20 protein-coding genes are annotated in these 19,452 nt (G+C 38.6%); all 20 read left to right on the top strand.

What is annotated here, in order from left to right; all coding sequences use genetic code 11:
• The first annotated feature begins 14 nt into the window (after positions 1–14).
• The 20 genes from LKD70_RS12390 to LKD70_RS12295 all read left to right on the top strand — a co-directional run bounded on the left by LKD70_RS12390 (position 15) and on the right by LKD70_RS12295 (position 19,216).
• Positions 15–152: a hypothetical protein gene (locus LKD70_RS12390; RefSeq protein WP_227708284.1), complete on the top strand. Its 138-nt coding sequence runs from the start codon at positions 15–17 to the stop codon at positions 150–152.
• A gap of 29 nt (positions 153–181) precedes the next feature.
• A complete protein-coding gene (locus LKD70_RS12385; RefSeq protein WP_227708283.1) occupies positions 182–2,074 on the top strand; it encodes a polysaccharide biosynthesis protein in 1,893 nt (630 codons plus the stop codon).
• Between the two features lie 294 nt (positions 2,075–2,368).
• Positions 2,369–2,932, top strand: coding sequence for an antiterminator LoaP (loaP, locus tag LKD70_RS12380; protein WP_227708282.1), 564 nt, complete (start codon positions 2,369–2,371; stop codon positions 2,930–2,932).
• A 31-nt stretch (positions 2,933–2,963) separates the two neighbouring features.
• Positions 2,964–3,176, top strand: a complete 213-nt coding sequence (locus LKD70_RS12375) for a sugar transferase (RefSeq protein ID WP_265104839.1) — start codon at positions 2,964–2,966, stop codon at positions 3,174–3,176.
• 308 nt (positions 3,177–3,484) lie between these two features.
• Complete coding sequence (locus tag LKD70_RS12370; protein ID WP_407690967.1) at positions 3,485–3,763, top strand: DegT/DnrJ/EryC1/StrS family aminotransferase; 279 nt, start codon at positions 3,485–3,487, stop codon at positions 3,761–3,763.
• Positions 3,763–5,130: a DegT/DnrJ/EryC1/StrS family aminotransferase gene (locus tag LKD70_RS12365; RefSeq protein ID WP_407690966.1), complete on the top strand. Its 1,368-nt coding sequence runs from the start codon at positions 3,763–3,765 to the stop codon at positions 5,128–5,130. Before LKD70_RS12370 ends, LKD70_RS12365 begins: the two co-directional genes overlap by 1 nt.
• An 18-nt stretch (positions 5,131–5,148) precedes the next feature.
• Positions 5,149–5,787, top strand: coding sequence for a sugar transferase (locus LKD70_RS12360; RefSeq protein WP_227708281.1), 639 nt, complete (start codon positions 5,149–5,151; stop codon positions 5,785–5,787).
• 22 nt (positions 5,788–5,809) lie between these two features.
• The gene (locus LKD70_RS12355) at positions 5,810–6,871 is read left to right on the top strand and encodes an aspartate aminotransferase family protein (RefSeq protein WP_227708280.1); all 1,062 of its coding nucleotides are present in this window, start codon (positions 5,810–5,812) and stop codon (positions 6,869–6,871) included.
• Complete coding sequence (locus tag LKD70_RS12350) at positions 6,864–8,057, top strand: ATP-grasp domain-containing protein (RefSeq protein ID WP_227708279.1); 1,194 nt, start codon at positions 6,864–6,866, stop codon at positions 8,055–8,057. Before LKD70_RS12355 ends, LKD70_RS12350 begins: the two co-directional genes overlap by 8 nt.
• Before the next feature lie 10 nt (positions 8,058–8,067).
• Positions 8,068–8,427, top strand: a complete 360-nt coding sequence (locus tag LKD70_RS12345; RefSeq protein WP_227708278.1) for a hypothetical protein — start codon at positions 8,068–8,070, stop codon at positions 8,425–8,427.
• A gap of 85 nt (positions 8,428–8,512) precedes the next feature.
• Positions 8,513–9,220 (top strand): glycosyltransferase family 4 protein, encoded by a 708-nt coding sequence (locus tag LKD70_RS12340; RefSeq protein ID WP_227708277.1) that lies wholly within the window; start codon positions 8,513–8,515, stop codon positions 9,218–9,220.
• The gene (locus LKD70_RS12335; protein ID WP_227708276.1) at positions 9,213–10,433 is read left to right on the top strand and encodes a nucleotide sugar dehydrogenase; all 1,221 of its coding nucleotides are present in this window, start codon (positions 9,213–9,215) and stop codon (positions 10,431–10,433) included. Before LKD70_RS12340 ends, LKD70_RS12335 begins: the two co-directional genes overlap by 8 nt.
• Before the next feature lie 14 nt (positions 10,434–10,447).
• Positions 10,448–11,485, top strand: coding sequence for a glycosyltransferase family 4 protein (locus LKD70_RS12330; protein WP_227708275.1), 1,038 nt, complete (start codon positions 10,448–10,450; stop codon positions 11,483–11,485).
• Positions 11,482–12,474, top strand: coding sequence for a glycosyltransferase family protein (locus tag LKD70_RS12325; protein WP_227708274.1), 993 nt, complete (start codon positions 11,482–11,484; stop codon positions 12,472–12,474). The genes LKD70_RS12330 and LKD70_RS12325 overlap by 4 nt, the downstream gene beginning before the upstream one ends.
• Positions 12,475–12,621: 147 nt before the next feature.
• Positions 12,622–13,884, top strand: a complete 1,263-nt coding sequence (locus LKD70_RS12320; RefSeq protein ID WP_227708273.1) for a hypothetical protein — start codon at positions 12,622–12,624, stop codon at positions 13,882–13,884.
• A 42-nt stretch (positions 13,885–13,926) separates the two neighbouring features.
• The gene (locus tag LKD70_RS12315; protein WP_227708272.1) at positions 13,927–14,457 is read left to right on the top strand and encodes a VanZ family protein; all 531 of its coding nucleotides are present in this window, start codon (positions 13,927–13,929) and stop codon (positions 14,455–14,457) included.
• The gene (locus tag LKD70_RS12310; RefSeq protein ID WP_227708271.1) at positions 14,450–15,397 is read left to right on the top strand and encodes a glycosyltransferase; all 948 of its coding nucleotides are present in this window, start codon (positions 14,450–14,452) and stop codon (positions 15,395–15,397) included. Before LKD70_RS12315 ends, LKD70_RS12310 begins: the two co-directional genes overlap by 8 nt.
• Positions 15,398–15,459: 62 nt before the next feature.
• The gene (wecB, locus tag LKD70_RS12305; RefSeq protein ID WP_227708270.1) at positions 15,460–16,581 is read left to right on the top strand and encodes a non-hydrolyzing UDP-N-acetylglucosamine 2-epimerase; all 1,122 of its coding nucleotides are present in this window, start codon (positions 15,460–15,462) and stop codon (positions 16,579–16,581) included.
• An 80-nt stretch (positions 16,582–16,661) separates the two neighbouring features.
• Positions 16,662–18,107 carry a lipopolysaccharide biosynthesis protein gene (locus LKD70_RS12300; protein ID WP_227708269.1) on the top strand — a complete coding sequence of 482 codons (1,446 nt, stop codon included), beginning with the start codon at positions 16,662–16,664 and terminating at the stop codon, positions 18,105–18,107.
• Positions 18,104–19,216 carry a sugar-transfer associated ATP-grasp domain-containing protein gene (locus tag LKD70_RS12295; RefSeq protein WP_227708268.1) on the top strand — a complete coding sequence of 371 codons (1,113 nt, stop codon included), beginning with the start codon at positions 18,104–18,106 and terminating at the stop codon, positions 19,214–19,216. Before LKD70_RS12300 ends, LKD70_RS12295 begins: the two co-directional genes overlap by 4 nt.
• Positions 19,217–19,452 lie beyond the last annotated feature (236 nt).

Genomic DNA, 19,452 nt, shown 5'->3' with positions numbered 1-19,452 from the left:
GAGAGGGTAAAGTGATGTATGTAGATCAGACGATGGCGATCGTATCCGCAGTGGCAGCAGGAATTGCAGGGATTATCATTTTCATCAGACGAAACTGGAGCAAACACAGCAGTGAGAGCTCATCTGCAGCAAAGAGTACGGTAAATAATTAAGATACTTAGAGAAAAAGGATTTTGGAGCAATGAAGGAAGAGAGGGAAGAGTGGGAAAAGAAAGATTATATCTGGATAAAAAGAGCAATCATACTTCTTTTTCTGGATATGATTTCGATACTCGCATCTTATCTGGCAGCTTTACTGCTGCGGTTTGATTTTGTGTTTTCAAGCATACCAAGGGAATATATAGCAGGGTATTGCTGGTCTATGCCCTATTGGGTAATTGTAACGATTGTGGTGTTCTACGGACTTCGTCTTTATCACAGTATCTGGCGTTTCGCCGGAATGGATGAGGCGAAACGAATTGTACAGGCGTATATTATACTGGTTTTCCTGTACGGAGCAGGAATTCTGGTTATGAATCTGCATATGCCCAAGTCTTATTATTTTGTGGGATATGTATTCAGTATTATTCTTACAATGGGATTGAGATTTTCCTACAGGCTGATCCGTTCGTATTTGAACGGAAAGATACCGGGAAATGATTCAAATGCGCTTGACAGAGTCATGATTATCGGCGCAGGCCAGGCAGGGCAGGCTCTGATTAAGGAGATGCAGACGAACAGCCGTCTTCATGTAAAGGTATGTTGTGTGATTGATGACAATCCCAATAAAAAAGGGAGAATGCTCGAGGGAGTTCCGATAGTCGGAAACCGCTATGACATTATTGAAAAGGTTAAAGAATATGAAATTAACCGAATCGTATATGCGATTCCTGCTACAACCGGAGAAAACAGAAAGGCAATCCTGAACATATGTAAGAGCACAGGATGCAAGATGCAGACGGTGCCAGGTACATATCAGATCTTAAGCGGCGAGGTCAGTGTGACAAAGCTGCGTGATGTGGAGATTACGGACCTGCTGGGACGTGCACAGGTAAAGGTGAATAATTCGGAAATCCTTCATACCTTGAAGAATAAAGTAGTCATGGTAACCGGCGGAGGCGGTTCTATCGGAAGCGAACTCTGCCGTCAGATCGCAAGGTCAGAGCCGAGGATACTCATTATCTTTGATATTTATGAAAACAATGCCTACGCAATACAGCAGGAATTAAAGAGAAAGTATCCGCATTTGAACCTGGTTACACTGATCGGATCTGTAAGAAATACAAGAAGAGTTGACAGTGTGATCGAGAAATACCGTCCGGATATTATTTTCCATGCAGCGGCTCATAAACATGTGCCGTTAATGGAAGACAGTCCGAACGAGGCGATCAAGAATAATGTGGAAGGAACCTACAAGGTGGCGCAGTCTGCGGCCAGATGGGGAGTAAAAAAATTTGTCCTTATCTCTACAGACAAGGCTGTTAACCCGACCAATATAATGGGAGCCTCCAAACGTCTCTGCGAGATGGTAGTCCAGATGATGAACCGTCAGTCGGAGACAGACTTTGTCGCTGTGCGTTTTGGAAATGTGCTCGGGAGCAACGGAAGCGTAATCCCGCTGTTCAAGAAGCAGATCGCCGAGGGAGGCCCTGTGACAGTGACAGACAAACGGATTATCCGTTACTTCATGACAATACCTGAGGCCGTATCTCTTGTATTGCAGGCAGCTTATTACGCTCATGGCGGGGAGATCTTTGTCCTCGACATGGGAGAGCCTGTAAAGATCGATGACCTTGCAAGAAATATGATCCGCCTGTCCGGTTTTGTACCGGATGAGGATATCAAGATCGAGTATACCGGACTGCGTCCAGGCGAAAAGCTGTATGAAGAGCTTCTCATGGATGAAGAAGGCATGCAGGAGACAGAAAACAAGCTTATCTTTATTGGAAAACCAATTGAGATGGACGACGAAGACTTCAAACAGAAGCTTCAGCTGCTTGATAAAGAAAGCCGCAGTGAGTCCGGAAGGATTAAAGAGATTGTGGCAGAGATTGTACCTACTTATCACCCGGATCTGGAGCACGGACTCCATTGATCCAATAAGGCAGGTGCAAGAAGAAAAATTCGACAATTTTCGACCTGTTTTCGACCAGATGACTCTGGTTGGAATAAAGTTAGGCTTGAAAATAGTGATTATCTGTATTAGAATAGGGCCTGCCGGAGTGTCATGATGTGATAATCAGGCAGAATATCGGAAAATATCCGGATCAGTTCAAATCGTCGCTTTGCCGCGTTTGTATGTGAAGGTGATCATACCGTATCATACCGTTCATGCGTTTTTTGACGGATGAAATGGCGAAGCATACCCAAAATTCGGAGGATAGCGAATATGTGGTATGTTATGCAGGTGCGTACAGGCACCGAGGAAAGCATCCGGCTTCAGTGCCGAAGCAACATATCAGAAGCAGTGCTTGAACACTGCTTCATACCATATTATGAAGAAAAAAAACGTATCCGGGGAGAATGGACGATTCAGAAAAAAGTCCTTTTCCCCGGATATGTTTTTGTCGTAACTGAAAAGATGGAACAGCTCTACGAATCACTCAAAACTGTGATTGGGCTGACGAAGCTGATCGGTACCGGCAGGGAGATCGTACCGCTTACTGAGGAGGAACAGCAGTTTCTTCTTGGGTTTGGCGGTGAGGATCAGGTTGTTGAAATGTCCGAGGGAATCATCGAGGGAGAGAAGATACTCGTGACGAAGGGGCCGCTTGTGGGAAAAGAAGGGTATATCAGAAAGATAGACCGGCATAAGCGGAAGGCATGGCTGGAGATGGAGATGTTCGGGAGAGTGCAGGAGATTGAGGCGGGGTTGGAGATTGTGAGGAAGAGTGGCACTACAAATAGCGAACATGAAATAAAAAAGAAGGGCACAGCGTGGAGGGTATCATAATAAACATTTTAAAATATATAAGTTCAGATCAATGGTAAAAAATGCAGATAAAATAGGCGGTGGAACTGCAACATTAAATGATAACCGTATCACCAAAATAGATGCGTTTATCAGAAAGGTGAAATTTGATGAAATTGCTAATTTGATTTGTGTAACAAATGGAACAATGAGCTTTATCGGAGATAGCGGCATAATAGAGACAACCAGGAAAAACCTTGATTTTACGCAGGTTTTGGTGTTTTAGAAAAGAAGATTATAAAGGTATAACAGAAGAACCATAGAAGGGAAAAACATGGAAGTGTATTTGAGTGATTAGGCAAAATTAATTCAGGGAAAATATGAAGTTATCTGTGATGGAAAGGCAATCCATAATACAGAAGAGGATTTTAATAAAAAGTTTGTAGTGAAGGAGATTTCTGTTGCAAATGAAGTGATTCGTGTACAGGTAATAGAAAAGAGCATTGTTCAGAATGATATGAATGCACCATGGGTAAAAGAGCATTTTGAGAGATATGGAAGATTTCCCGATCCTTTTGATGGATGTTGATTGAAGTGAAGACAATCGAAATAAAAATCTCATTTTCCCCGCCTGATATGACGGGACTGGAAGTACAAGGAGTATTCGATGTGATTCGGTCAGGATGGATTACTACAGGACTGAAAACGAAAGAGTTTGAGCGACAGATCGCTGAATATTGTCATGGAAATAAAGCAGTGTGTTTGAATTCGCAGACGACCTGTGCAGAAATGGTAATTCGGCTTCTGGGTATCGGTGGACAGAATGGTGGAACTTCTTTTAATTTCATCGCCACACTACCTCATTGGTGGTGATGAGGGAAAAAGGCGGTGTGGGAGATGAGCGGTATGGATGGAAGTGGAATGGTGTGGATGAGGTTGAGTGGTTGGTTGGAATAAAAGAAGAAAAGGGAAAAAGCAGACAAGAAAAGTCAAGGGGGAGAACAATGATGGAAAAAAGAGTAATACCGTTTAGTCCACCGGACATTTCAGAACTGGAAATAAATGAAGTAGCGGAAGCACTCCGCTCCGGATGGATTACAACCGGACCAAGAGTTAAATCTCTTGAGAAGAGATTGGCTGAATACTGCCATACCTCTAAAGTGGTATGCCTGAACTCTGCCACAGCAGCGGAGGAATTGAATTTTAGAATATGCGGTATAGGTGAAGGTGATGAGGTCATCGTCCCTGCCTATACATACACAGCTAGTGCGTCTGCCGCCATCCACTGTGGAGCAAAAGTGGTTTTTTTGGACAGTCAAAAAGACTGTGTTGAGATGGACTATGAGGCCATCGCCGAAAAAATAAATGAAAAAACGAAAGCGATAGTCGCCGTAGATCTGGGTGGCATTATCTGTGATTATGAGAAGTTGTATGAGGTGGTAGAAAAGAAGAGAGCACTCTTTAGAGCGAAAGAGGGTAATTCTCTCGGCGCGAGGATTCAACAAGCACTCAACAGAGTGCTTATTTTCTCCGATGCAGCTCATGCTCTCGGCGCATCTAGAAATGGAAAGATGGCAGGATCAATCGCCGACTTCACGGACTTCTCTTTCCACGCGGTCAAGAACTTTACCACCGCAGAAGGTGGAGCCTCTACGTGGAGGAATATTCCTTCCGTATCTAATGAGGAAATTTACCACCAATTCCAACTATATAGCCTCCATGGCCAGAGTAAAGATGCTCTTGCCAAGACTCAGGTCGGCGCTTGGGAATATGACATCATCGGCCCTTGGTATAAGTGCAACATGACCGACATTATGGCGGCGATTGGGCTCCGTCAACTAGACCGGTATGACGGTATGTGGAAAAGAAGAGGGGAGATAGTTGGGAAGTATGATGCGATGTGTGATGAGATGGGAGTGAAGCATCTCGTCCACAGTGGCGAGAACTTCCAAAGTTCCAACCATCTCTATTTAAGTAGAGTGCCTGGGATTGGAGATCGGGAGCGTAGGGAAATAATAGTAAAGCTCGCAGAGCGTGGTGTGAACTGCAATGTTCACTATAAACCTCTCCCGATGATGACTGCATACAAGGAGCTTGGATGGGATATTAAGGACTTCCCTAATGCGTATGGGTATTATGAGAACCTCATAACCCTCCCACTACATACGCTACTTTCGGACGATGACGTAGATTACGTGATTGAGAATTACAGAGAGGTTGTTGGGGAGTATTTGAAGTAAAAGAAAAGGGGATACGAAGTGTATAGAAAGGTAGTAAAGAATATACTCGATTTTCTTATTGGGTTATGTGGCTTTCCATTCTTTTTGATTGCGTTGATTATCTTTGGTCCAATTATCTATTTCACGGATAAAGGTCCTATTTTCTACAATGCCAATCGAATTGGAAAAGACGGGAAGCTGTTCAAAATGTACAAGTTCCGTTCTATGTATTTGAACGCACCAGACATTCGTTTGGCTGATGGTTCTACATATAACGGAGAGGACGACCCTCGTGTGACCAAGATTGGTAAGTTTATGCGTGCCACCAGTATTGATGAATTGCCACAGCTCTTGAATCTCTTGAATGGAACAATGAGTTTGATTGGGCCTCGTCCCGATCCACCTGATTGGCTGGATAAGTATCCTGAGGATATCAAGGTATTCCTGACTGTAAAACCAGGCCTGACCGGCTATAGCCAGGCATATTACAGAAATAGCGCAGATGGCGAAGAGAAGATGAAGAACGACGCATATTACGCCAGGAATTGTACTTTCTGGATTGATGTGAAGATATTCTTCAAAACAATCGCTGTCGTGTTAAGACATGACAATACATATAAAGATACAAGCAATGAGGAAGAAGCAAACAAGCTGGTTGCTGGGTTGAGAAAACAGTAAAAGCTTTGTGGAGGAGTACGGGATGGTAAAGGAATACGGATATGAATACGACGCCGTACTTGACAAAGAATTATACGAGAAGTCAAAAGGCAAGGTAACTCATGAGAAGTTTATGGGGGCAATGTGTCTAAGATCAGGTCGAGATGTCCTGAAAGTTGTTGCGAGAGAATTCGAGCCGACTGCTGTTTTGATTCCGTCCCTTGCCTGTGATTCCATGATTCTTCCTTTTGAGATGTATGGCCATGAGGTTAATTACTACAAGCTCAACAAAGACTATTCCATTAACCAAGAATCACTTTATTCCTTAATACCGAATGAAGATAAAACTATCCTGTTTCTCTACATGGATTATTTCGGTAATAAAACGATTGAGGACGCAGAACTTGAAAAGTTGAAAGCTTCACACCCCCATCTGATCTTCATCGAGGATAGGACACACAATCTTCTGGTGAATAGCCGGTATACTTTCAAGTCAGATTTCACAGTGGCAAGTCTCCGTAAATGGATTGATATTCCAGACGGTGGACTAATGTGGACGGATAGGGAACTGAAGAAAAAAGAATACAGTGAAGATTTGACCTTTTCTGAAGTTAGGCTTCGTGCCCAGTGCATGAGAAACGAGTTCCTTCAATCCGGTGACGAATCGATAAAGACTGAGTACCGGAAAATCTTCTCTACCGTTACTGACATGATCGATGAAGAGAAACTTCCTGGGTTGATGTCACAGTATGCATATGAGAGAGCGTGCCAGATTAACTTGAGTGAAGTTAACGAAAAGCGGAGAAGAAATGCCCAGGTATTGATTGAAGAACTGAAAGGATTCTCCTTTGTTCAAGATAAGACCGGCCTTGGAGATGTATATGTAGCAGTTCTCATAGAGAACAGAGATGAAGTGCAAAGGAAACTTGCCTCAATGGGCATCTTCGGCACGATTATCTGGCCATTGAATGATAAGCAAAGAGCTGTTTGCGAAGTTTCAAAGTACACCGAAGAACACATGCTGACAATCTACTGTGATCAGCGCTATAGCGTCGAGAATATGAAATATATCGCTTCCTGCATTAGGAGAGTTTGTAATGAGTAAAAAGATTATGATTCTGGGAGCAAGCATTCTGCAGCTTCCTGCTATAGAAAAAGCTAAAGAAATGGGGCTTGATGTGATTGCAGTGGATATGAATCCTGAAGCAGTTGGATTTGGGGTGCCTGGTGTAGTCAAAGAGGTAATAAGTACTATAGACACACCAGCCATTGTGGAAGCGGCTAAGAATCATCAGATTGATGGAATTTTGACTCTGGCCACTGACATGCCGATGAGATCTGTTGCTGCAGTTGCTAAGGAGATGGGGCTTGTCGGAATTGATGCTGATACTGCACTCAAGGCGACAAACAAGGCTGAAATGAGAAAAGCCCTCCAGGCAGGAGGAGTTCCTATTCCGAAGTTCTATAAGGTGGCTAATGAAGAAGAGTATATGGAGGCAGTCAAGAATTTCACAGTTCCTTTTATCGTTAAGCCTGCCGATAGCTCGGGCAGTTGTGGAATTTATAAAGTCCAAGATATAAATGATCAGAGAACAATAATAGAAGCATATGAGTATTGTCACCCATATTCCAGAGTGGGTGATGTCGTAGTTGAAGAATACATGAGCGGTACGGAGGTCAGTGTGGAGACCCTATCAATCATCGGAGAATGTCATGTAATACAGATTACAGACAAACTCACCACAGGTGCACCTCATTACGTCGAGATGGGACACTCCCAGCCTACAAGGCATAGTAGGGAAATTACGGAGAGGATAAAAAAAGTAGCTATTGCTGCTAATAAGGCAATCGGAATTAAGAACGGTCCATCCCACACAGAAATCATTGTGACTTCTGAAGGTCCTAAGATTGTAGAGTTGGGAGCACGTCTTGGTGGTGATTGCATCACGACTCATCTTGTTCCACTGTCCACTGGTGTGAATATGGTGGAATGCTGTATTAAGATTGCGCTTGGTGAGAACCCGGACATTGAGCCGAAGTGGAATAAGGGTTCTGCTATCCGTTATTTTGAGCAGCACGCTGGTGTTGTTAAGAGCATCGATGGTGTGGAAGAAGCTGAGAATGTTCCTGGTGTGAAGCAGATCAGCATTGTCCATGGTGTTGGTGAGGAAGTAACTGAGATTAATAGCAGTGGTGCCAGAATGGGGTTTGTTATTGCCCAGGACGAGAATGCAGAGAAAGCGGTAGCAGACTGCTATGAAGCTTTGGATAAGATAAAAGTTGAAATATAAGGAGAAAATAATGTCAACAATTAGAAGAGTATGGTTTGTTAGTCATTATTCGATGCCACCTCAATATGAGATGAGAATCAAAACACAAATGTATGCTCACTATCTTCAACAAATGGGGATTGAATGTACGATTTTTTCTGCAAGTACGATTCATAATACTGATATTAATCTGATTACGGATTCTAGCCCATATATTGAAAAGGTGTATGATGACCTTCACTTTGTTCATATCAAATGCGATGATTACACTGGCAATGGGTATAAAAGAATACGCAACATGTTCCAGTTTGCAAATCGTTTCAATAAGATAGCGGAGAAATTTGAAGCACCAGACATTATTGTGGCCGATGTCTATCGTGGAATACTATAAATTTAGCAACAATAATCCGGTAATACAGTATCTTTATAATCGAGAAAGAGTAATGTACCGAAGAGTACAAGGCGTAATTTTCTCGATGGAAGGCGGACGTGATTATATATCTGATAAAGGTTGGAATGAATTACCGCTATCAAAATTTCACTATATAAATAATGGAGTTAAGCTGGATGAATTCTATGAAGAAATAAAGAATAATGCGTTTACCGATCCGGATTTAGATGATGAAAATACATTTAAAGTTGTGTATGCGGGTTCAATTAGAACAGCTAATAATTTGAGTAGCGTTGTTTACGCAGCGGAGAAATTAAAGGGTAATCCAAGAATAAAGATATTATTATACGGAGACGGGGATGATCGCCCAATACTAGAAAAGTACTGTAGTGATCATGGAGTAAACAATGTTGTATTTAAGGGGCAAGTACAAAAGAAATACATACCTTATATATTGAATAAATGCAATTTGAGTATTCTTAATTATAAAAAGGCAAAGACACTTAAATACGGTGGTAGCCAAAATAAACTTTTTGAGTATTTAGCGGCTGGATGTCCTGTTCTACTTACTGTGGATATGAACTACAACATTGTAACGACGAATAACTGCGGTATAGCGCTGGATGATCCCAACCCGGATAAGATTGCAAAAGCAATTCTTGATTTTTCCGAAAAGGATAAGAAAGAGCTCAAAGAAATGGGTGAAAGAGCAAAGAACATTGCTGCTGAATATGATTTTAATATTTTGACGCAAAGATTGTTAAAGATAATGGAGGAAACATTAAATGGTTAACGTAATTGGTTTAGGGTACATCGGTCTTCCTACCGCTCTTATGATGGCGACTCATGGCGTTGAGGTAGTTGGCACAGATTATAATAAGGAGCTTGTTGATACACTGAATGCTGGCCACACAACATTCAAAGAAGATGGACTGGATGAGCTCTTCCAGGATGCCCTGAAAGCCGGGATCAAGTTCAACACAGAGTATCAGGTTACAGATACATATATCGTGTCTGTTCCGACTCCGTATGATAAGTTTAGCAAGAAGGTTGATGCTTGCTATGTCGTCGCAGCAGTGAAGAGCGTTCTGGAGGTAGCTCCTAAAGGGGCGACAGTAGTTGTTGAATCGACCATATCGCCTGGAACTATGGAGAAGTTTGTGAGACCAGCAGTAGAAGAAGCTGGTTTTATTATCGGAGAAGATATCAATCTTGTACACGCACCAGAGAGAATTATCCCTGGTAATATGGTTTATGAACTTCTTCACAATAACCGCACCATCGGCGCTGATGACAGAGAGATTGGTGAGAAAATTAAGAAACTTTATTCTTCCTTCTGTCAGGGAAAAATTGTTGTAACTGATATCAAGACTGCTGAAATGACTAAGGTTGTGGAGAACACTTTCCGTGCAGTAAATATCGCTTTTGCAAATGAGCTGGCGAGAATCTGCCGACATGACAATATGGATGTGTATGAGATTATCGAGATTTGCAACATGCATCCTCGCGTAAATATCTTACAGCCGGGTCCTGGGGTTGGCGGGCATTGCATTTCCGTTGATCCTTGGTTCCTGGTTGGTGATTATCCTTCTCTTGCAAAGGTTATTGACGAGTCCATGAAGACCAATGATTCTCAGCCGGATTTTGTGCTTAACCGTATCTATGAAATCATGAAGGAAAAGGGATTTACGGATGTTAAGCGTGTAGGCTTGTATGGTCTTACATACAAAGAGAATGTTGATGATATGCGTGAATCTCCTACACTCCAGCTTCTCGAAAGTCAGGAAAGGCATCTGGCAACTGGTCTGAAGGTTTATGATCCGTTTATCACAAAGGATGTCGTTGCAAACCAGTACCATGATTTAGATGTATTCCTGAATAATGTGGATATGGTTGTAATTATGGTTAAGCATAATGAAATCAAGGAAAACGTCGAGAAACTGAACGGCAAGGTGGTTCTTGATTGCCACAACATCATTAAGTTGCCTGGCGTTTATCATATTTAAATAAGGTGGAGAAAATGATTGGATTGTGCGGAAATGTGGCCGTTGGCAAGGCTACAAGCAATGGTCAAACAATAAAGACAAGAATTGTTCTCGATGAAATACGCAGATGCTTCCCTAATGAAGAAATTGACATAGTTGATACTGTTCATATACGTTTATCACCTGCTAAAGAGATGTTTCACTTGATAAAGTTAATAAACAAGTCTGACAGGATAGTAATTTTACCAGCGTTTAGTGCGATTAATATACTGTCTCTATTGATATCATTTTTTAGAAAACATAAGAGCACATATTATGTTGTAATCGGTGGCTGGTTACCTGATATGTTGAGAAAAAGAAGAAGTTTGAAGAATCAAGTGAAAAAATATGCAGGAGTATATGTTGAAACTCATAATATGCATGAGACTCTAGCTGAGATAGGACTAGATAATGTATTTTATTTGCCTAATTGTAAGCCGTTGGTGGAATCGATGCCTTCACATGCTTGTATAAAATATCATTTCTGCACTTTTTCAAGAATATCAAAAGAAAAAGGAATTGAAATAGCAATTAATGCTATTAGGGAAATAAAAGAAAAGAATAATGAATTAGACATTAAATTGGATATTTATGGAAAACCAGATGATGAATACATGAACCAATTCAACATGATTAGGATGGATTTACCTGATTATATAGAATACTGCGGTGTAGTGGATTCTAAAAAAGCATCTTCTGTTCTGAAGAATTATTACGCATTACTTTTCCCAACTTATTACCATGGTGAGGGCTTCCCAGGAACGATTTTGGATGCTTTTGCATCGAGCTTACCAGTTATAGCGAGCGATTGGAAATATAATGCGGAAATAATCTGTGAATATAAAACTGGGTTGATTTTTGAAAGTCAATCAGAGCAATCTCTCGCTAATGCTATCCAGTACTCTATTACTCATACAAATGTATTCATGAATATGAGAAACAATTGCTTCAATGAAGCAAAAAAATACACACCGGAAAACGCAATGAAACAGTTTATCCAGCATCTAAAGGATGGAAGGAGAGAATGTATTTGATCAATGTTTTAAGCATGGACAATATAAGTAATAGAGATGTTACTGCGTATTACATGGATACGATTTATAAGGCGGCGCAAGAATATGGTAGCGCGAATAGATTCGATTTTAGTTGTCTACCTGAGAAGGACAGTATTGTAATAGTATCAACTGTAATCGAAGCATTAAAACTATTATGCAAAGGTTATAAAAAAGTGGGGATTTGGATTCAGGGAGTTCTGCCTGAGGAAAGTTACTTGAAACATCAAAGCAAAATCAGAAAAAAGATACTAGAGTATATTGAAAGGTTATGCTTATCTCGCGCAGTCATACTGTTTATGGTTTCTAAAGAAATGCTGCGGCATTATGAGAAAAAATATAATCTTTGTCTATCTGATAAAACTGTTATCATGCCATGCTTTAATACTACAATCGATCCAGAAGCTTTTGATGATAGTGAAAGATATAAAAAAAATATATTCACATATGTTGGTTCTCTAGCACCTTGGCAGTGCTTTACTCAAACAATAGAGTTGTATTCTAAATTGGAACAGGTTTTGAAAAACTCAGAACTAAAGATATTTACTCCCGATATAGAGGCAGCTGAGTGTATTTGCAAAGAGAAAATCAAAAACTATTCAATTGAATATGTATCGAATTCGAAGTTGCAAGAGAGATTGAGACATATAAAATTTGGTTTTATTCTTAGAGAAGACAATGTTGTAAATCAAGTTGCGACTCCCACTAAGTTTTCAAGTTACTTGGCAAATGGTGTGATACCTATTTTTAATAAAAGTATACGAAGCTTTGACGAAGAAAGTAATGAAATGGAATATGTACTTAGAGTAGAGCGTTTTGATGATGTAGAAAATGTTGTTAATTTTTGTAACAAAAAAATAGATTTAGATCAAATACAAAATGAGTATAGACGACTTTTTGATAGATACTATTGCCCTAATAAGTATATTAGGATTATTAAGTCGAAATTCCAGGAGTTGCATTTGGGATAGAAAACGGAATCAAGGATTTGATTAGAAAATGTTTGGGGTAAGTGCTTTTGCCAATACGATGCAGTTTTCTTTTTGGTATTCAGAGTACTTATTGATGGTCTGATTAAGACTTACATTATTGATAGTAGATTTTTAAGAGGTTTTAGTATGGTGAACGATATTTGTAAAATAAGCAATGAAAATAAATACCGAGATCGGCTGCCTAAGTTAGTAGCTGCTTTCCTCGCATCGTTTTCAATTATCGAACCATACGTCCTTTTTTCAATTGGTAGTGGAACCGGACGATTCACAATTAGATTTGCAGATTTTTTTCTTTTAATTGTTTTTGCTTTGTGTGTTTCAAGAAACAGGAGAATGTTGTCCATTATTAGCACAGACTCGCTCTTATTTTGGTATTTAGGTTTTTCAATTATTACAATTATTTCGTCTTTTTATCCGTCGCATCTTAGCTTGCTGGTATCGATTAAGTCAATAATTATTAATGTAATATATATCTATATATTCGAAAAAATATGGAGTATAGAGTGTAGAGATTTGTTTTATAAATATGTGCTTAATATTGGTTTGGTTGTTTCGATAATAATATTTGTTCAAGCGATATGTGGCTATCTAGGTATTTCGTTTTGGAATGGAAAACTTCCCTTCTTGGAAGTTTACGGCCATTGGTCGGGATATATTTCTAATACTGGCGCAGTTCGACCAAACTCTTTATTTCAAGAAGCATCATACGCGGGAATTTATCTTATTGTAGCATTGGCTATCTCAATTCAAAGTAAAAAATTTAAACACACGATCCTTTTTGTTGCCGCATTACTTTTGACGACATCTTTAGTTGCTATTTGTGGATGTATAATTTGTTTGACGTATATGCTTATTTTCTCTAAAGGGTCAGGTCTATCATCCAAATACAAAAGGAGATTGATATTAGTTGTATTTGCAGTTTTGATTATGGTATTTATTGTATATTGCAGTAATGAACATATAGCACGAAGTATCAACCAAATCATTGTTCGCTTATCTAGAATTGAAAATAGCTTATCTGGAGATAGGATGAGTTCTGAAAGATATAGATTAACAGGATATAGCTATTATTTTGACAGCTATCCATTGTGGTTTAAATTATTTGGAGTGGGTGAAGCACAGTTTTCAAATTATTTGTTTACTCCTGATAGTTATTCCAATAATTTTGTAACCTGTTTATTGAACTTTGGCTATGCTGGCACTTTCTTTATGATATTTATGCTTGTTAGATTATTCTATCGTATGAGTAGCGAAAGAAGAGTTTTCTTTTTATTGCTTTTGCTATTATTTGCAACTGACGCGGTATGGTTTAATTGGCATTTCTTTTATTTGATTACGCCTTGCTTTGTAAGCGAACCACTGGTAGTAGAAGCAAAGAATGTTAAATAATTTGAACATTGACTACTAACATAATACATCTGGGGGAAATACATGCTTTGGGATTTTTTATTCAGTTTAAATATTCATCCAGATAAATTTATTGAGTATCTAAAAGTGATTCTAATTGCTTTGCTGATGGCGAATGTCTTATTAGCTGCTTCAAGAAAATTTATTAATATAAGGTGGAGAAAACTCCTGGTTCAATTGAATATTCTGCTGGCTTACTTATCCACAATTTTTTCTTTTACAGTACTTGCTCGAATGGATAGGTATTGTAGAGAAATTGTTGTGATTCCATTTTATAGTATTTATGAAATGCTAATTTTTGAAGATTTCACATTCTTTATCGGTGTGATTCTCAATGTATTAATGTTTGTTCCCGTTGGTGTTTGTTGTAAAAACCTAATAAAAAACAAATACGTTATGTTTGTTGTATCTGTTGCATTATCTCTATTTATTGAAATAAATCAGTTTGTGTTTAGACGTGGAGTATTTGAGATCGATGATGTTATTTGCAATACAATAGGTGCTCTTATCGGATATAACATTTCATCAGTGATTGGAGGTATAAAAAATGACTGACGATGTAATGGTTTCAGTCCAGTGTATTACTTATAATCATGAAAAATATATACGTAAAGCATTGGATGGATTTGTAATGCAGAAAACAAATTTTAAATTTGAGGTTATTGTTCATGATGATGCTTCAACAGATGGAACAGCAAGAATAGTTCAGGAGTATGCTGAGAAATACGATTTTATAATACCGATCCTTCAGAGTGAGAACCAATATAGTAAAGGTGTTAATTTCCAGGAAAAGTATATCTATCCCTTAATGAGAGGAAAATATATTGCTTTTTGTGAAGGGGATGATTACTGGACTGATCCTTATAAGTTGCAGACTTTGTATGATTATATGAGTACGCATGATGAGTGTTCAATGTGTTGCCACGCTTATGAAAATATTATAGCAAATACAGAAAAGAGTATAGGCGAAGTGCACACATTACATTCTGATGGGGATATTATAATGGAAAAAGCTATTAAATATGATAACCCTACGCAAGTTGCTTCTCAAATGTTTAAAAGAGAATGCATAATTTATAAACCAGCTCTTTTTGAAAATAGGGGGGTTGGCGATTATATGTTGTTGCTTTATGCGGCAACATTAGGTGAGTTGCATTATATTGACAAGGTAATGACTCGGCATAGAGTAGCTTCTGATGGCTCATGGACAAATCGTGTGAGAAAGAATAAGACTTTAAGAACAAAACATAATGATAGTATGATTGAATTTTTAAAGGATTTCGATAATTACACTAGTGAAAAATATCACGAATACGTGTTAGACAAAATAGAAGACTATCAATTTGACAGTATAATGATCAATCGTGATTATAGGGAAATTATCTCTCATAAGAAGTTTCGAGATGTAAGTACTAAGAGGGCATTATTAGTAAAAATTGGAGTTGTTTTTCCTGTTTTAATTAATCATATATTGGATAAGCATGACTATTCGTGAAAATATTTAGTTACTAATTAAGAAAATGATATGCAAAATATTTATAATAAAGGAATATAGTAATGAAGAAAAAAGTAATGTTAGTCTTTGGCACGAGACCTGAAGCAATCAAAATGTGCCCATTGGTAAATGAGCTTAAGACTAGAAAGTCTTTAGAAACAATAGTATGTGTAACAGGTCAGCACAGACAGATGCTGGATCAGGTTCTGAACACATTTAATGTTGTTCCCGACTATGACCTGTCCATCATGAAACAGGGACAGACTCTGTTCGATATTACAACAGGAATTCTTGAGAAGATTAAGGCAGTCCTGGAAGAGGTCAAGCCGGATGTGGTATTGGTCCACGGTGACACATCAACCACATTTGTAACAGCTTTGGCTTGTTTCTACCTGCAAATTCCGGTTGGACATGTTGAGGCAGGGTTGAGAACCTACAATATCTACTCTCCATACCCTGAAGAGTTCAATCGTCAGGCGGTGGGCATTATCTCACAGTACAATTTTGCTCCAACACAGACGGCAGCGGAGAATTTAATAAAGGAAGGCAAAGATCCTTCTAAAATTTTTATCACTGGCAATACCGTCATTGACGCTATGCAGCATACAGTGAGAGCGGACTATACTCATCCGGAACTTGATTGGGTTGGAGAGGGTAAACTTATCTTCATCACTGCTCACAGAAGAGAAAACCTTGGTGAGCCGATGCATCACATGTTTAGGGCCATTCGACGCGTTCTTGATGAGTTTCCTGAGTGTAAGGCTGTTTATCCGATTCACATGAATCCTGTGGTAAGAAAGGCTGCTGACGAGGAACTTGGCGGATGTGACCGTATCCACATCATCGAACCAATTGAGGCGTTTGATTGTCACAACTTTGAAGCTAGGTGCTATCTATGCTTAACTGACTCCGGTGGAATCCAGGAAGAAGTGCCTTCTTATGGAAGACCTGTTCTTGTCATGAGAGATACAACGGAAAGGCCTGAAGGAGTGAAGGCGGGTACGCTGAGGTTAGTAGGAACCGATGAGGAAGTAATCTACAAGAACTTCAAGGAACTGCTAGAAAATCAGGAAGCGTATGACGCAATGGCTAAGGCTTGCAATCCTTACGGTGATGGACATGCTTGCAAGAGAATAGCAGATATTCTTGAAGGAAAGGAATATCTGCCTTGGGTGGCTGGATAAGAAATCGTTTTGATATGTGAGTTCTTTAAATGAAGGAATACAAAAATATTGGAAAAACAAGATAATAATTAGAGGAAAAAATGGCAAAAAATAAAGTTGTAACTAGTTTTATTTGGCGTTTCGCTGAAAGATTTGGTGCACAGGCTGTTGCATTTGTTGTTCAGATTGTTTTGGCGAGACTACTTGCTCCTGAAGTATATGGAACTATTGCTTTAATAACAGTATTTACTGCTATTCTAAATGTATTTGTTGACAGTGGGTTAGGGAATGCTTTAATTCAAAAGAAAGATGCAGATGATTTGGACTTTTCGACGGTTTTTTATTTCAATGTCATAATATGTCTTCTGCTGTACTTGATTATGTTTTTTGCAGCTCCATATATTGCGGATGCATATAAAGATGCAGACCTAATACCTGTAATACGTGTATTAAGTTTAACTTTGGTGATTTCAGGTGTGAAGAATGTGCAACAGGCATATGTTACGAGGGGGCTCCAATTTAAACGGTTTTTCTTTGCAACTCTTGGGGGTACTCTTGGAGCTGCAATAATTGGGATTTCAATGGCGTACATGGGGTTTGGTGTATGGGCTTTAGTTGCGCAACAAATATTTAATGTAACCGTGGATACGATTATTCTTTGGATTACAGTAAAATGGCGTCCTAAAAGAATGTTTTCAATTGAGCGCTTAAAAGTGCTATTTTCATACGGATGGAAACTATTAGTAGCGTCTTTGCTTAATACGGTCTATTCAAAAATAAGACAGCTCATTATTGGGTTGAGATACTCAGCAGCTGATTTAGCGTATTATACGAAAGGTGATTCTTTTCCTAATTTTTTTATCTCGAATATTAATACTTCATTCGACAGCATACTCTTTCCATGTTTTTCGATGGAACAAGATTCAGTGCAGCGCGTCAAAGCGATGACCAAGAAGGCAATTAAAATTAGTACATATATTTTGTTTCCATGCATCATGGGATTGGCGGTAATTTCAGAACCGTTGGTCATAATCCTTCTGACAGAGAAATGGCTACCTTGCGTTTTCTATTTCCGTGTATTTTGTTTTGTTTACCTTTTTTTACCAATACAGACAGCTAATCTAAATGCGATTAAAGCAATGGGTAGAAGTGATGTTTTTTTAAAATTGGAGATTATTAAAAAAGTTATAGGTTTGACCGCAATGCTTATGACAATCTTTATAAGCGTAAAATTAATGGCTCTCTCTTATTTAGTTACAACACTAATTTCAACGTACATTAACTTATATCCCAACAAACAAATCATTGATTATCCTGTTAGAGAACAGATTAAAGATATTTCTGGGAATTTTTTCATCGCTATTATTATGTTCTTAGTATGTAGCATTATTTCGTTTTTTAAATGGGATTCTTTATTAACAATGGTAATTCAGATTGTTGTTGGTTGTATTGTATATATTGGATTATCAATTTTATTTAAAATTGAAGCCTTTAATGATGCGCAAGATATTATCAAACAATTGTTTGGGAAGAAGGGCAAAGAATGAACAAACTAAAAAGAATAAGTCGTAGATTGAGTGACTTGTTATTTTATTTATTTAATCGAAAAAAAGGCTATAGTAGATACTATGCAGAATTTTATCGACATGAAATGAAGGAAGCCTATAAGAAAGCAAACCTTCCTAAAAAAGAAAAAGATTGGGCCTTTAAGAGGGGATTCAATCCTTGGCGCATTAGACAGTATGGCCTTAATGAAAATAATTATAAAAGCATCATTAGTGATAGAGATTACTTCTATTTGTATTCAATAAATAATTCATATAGTGTTTTTATCGATAATAAGCTTACAACAAAGTATATTCTTGCGCCGTTTGACAAATTTATGCCTAAATATTATTTCCATATTTTAAAAGACCGCGGGATTATGAAATTGATGGATTGTCCAAAAGACTTATGCGAAAACATCGAAGGAGTGCTTCAACTTCTTGAACGCGATAAGGTTTTGGCGGTGAAACAGGCAGCAGGGACGTATGGTATTGGGTTTTATAAAATCACTTTTGATGGAAATGATTATTTCGCGAATAGTCAACGATATAGCCGAAAAGAGTTGTCTGAGTTGATAAGTGGACTTGATGATTATATTATCACGGAATATGTGATTATGCATTCAGAACTTGCAAAGATTAATCCAAATGCGGTAAACACAGTGAGAGTAACTTTAATAAATGAACATGGAAATGATCCGATAATTCCATTTGCGTTTTGGAGAATAGGTACCAAGAAATCTGGTTCGGTTGATAATGTTGCTCAAGGTGGTATGGTATGTAAAGTTGATGTGAAAACAGGTCATTTTTATGATGGCCAAGTATTAATTGATCATGTATATACTGATGTTAAAGTTCATCCGGACAGTGGGGTTGAGTTAGAAGGCTATTTACCAAATTGGAGTATTGTGATCAACGAACTATTAAACATTAGCAATTACTTACCACAGCTCAAGTGGCTTGGATTTGATATTGCTATTACTGAAGATGGATTTAAAATCATTGAGATTAATTCTCATCACGGCTTGCATAAAGCCCATGAGTATCCAAAGGAGATTAATGATTTCTTGTTCCGAGAGCTTGAAGCAAAGAAAAAGAAATATGGTTGCTAAATAAAGCAATGTGGTGTCTAGTTCGGGGTTATCTATAATTGAAGTGAAAAATCTGTTTTCAAATAGTAATAAATGATATAAGACTACCAATGAACAAAGGAGAATAATTGTACACGCACAATAGCGAGTACCTCCCAAAATTAAGAGCCGCCTCACGGCAGCCCTGGTTATCAATTCTTTCGAATCCCGTCCGGTAGATTTGGTGACCACGGTAACAGCTCATCCAGAAAGGACCG

Source organism: Ruminococcus turbiniformis (assembly GCF_020687545.1).
In the GTDB taxonomy this organism is placed as follows: domain Bacteria; phylum Bacillota; class Clostridia; order Lachnospirales; family Lachnospiraceae; genus Mediterraneibacter; species Mediterraneibacter turbiniformis.
This window is presented reverse-complemented; position numbering and strand designations above follow the sequence as displayed.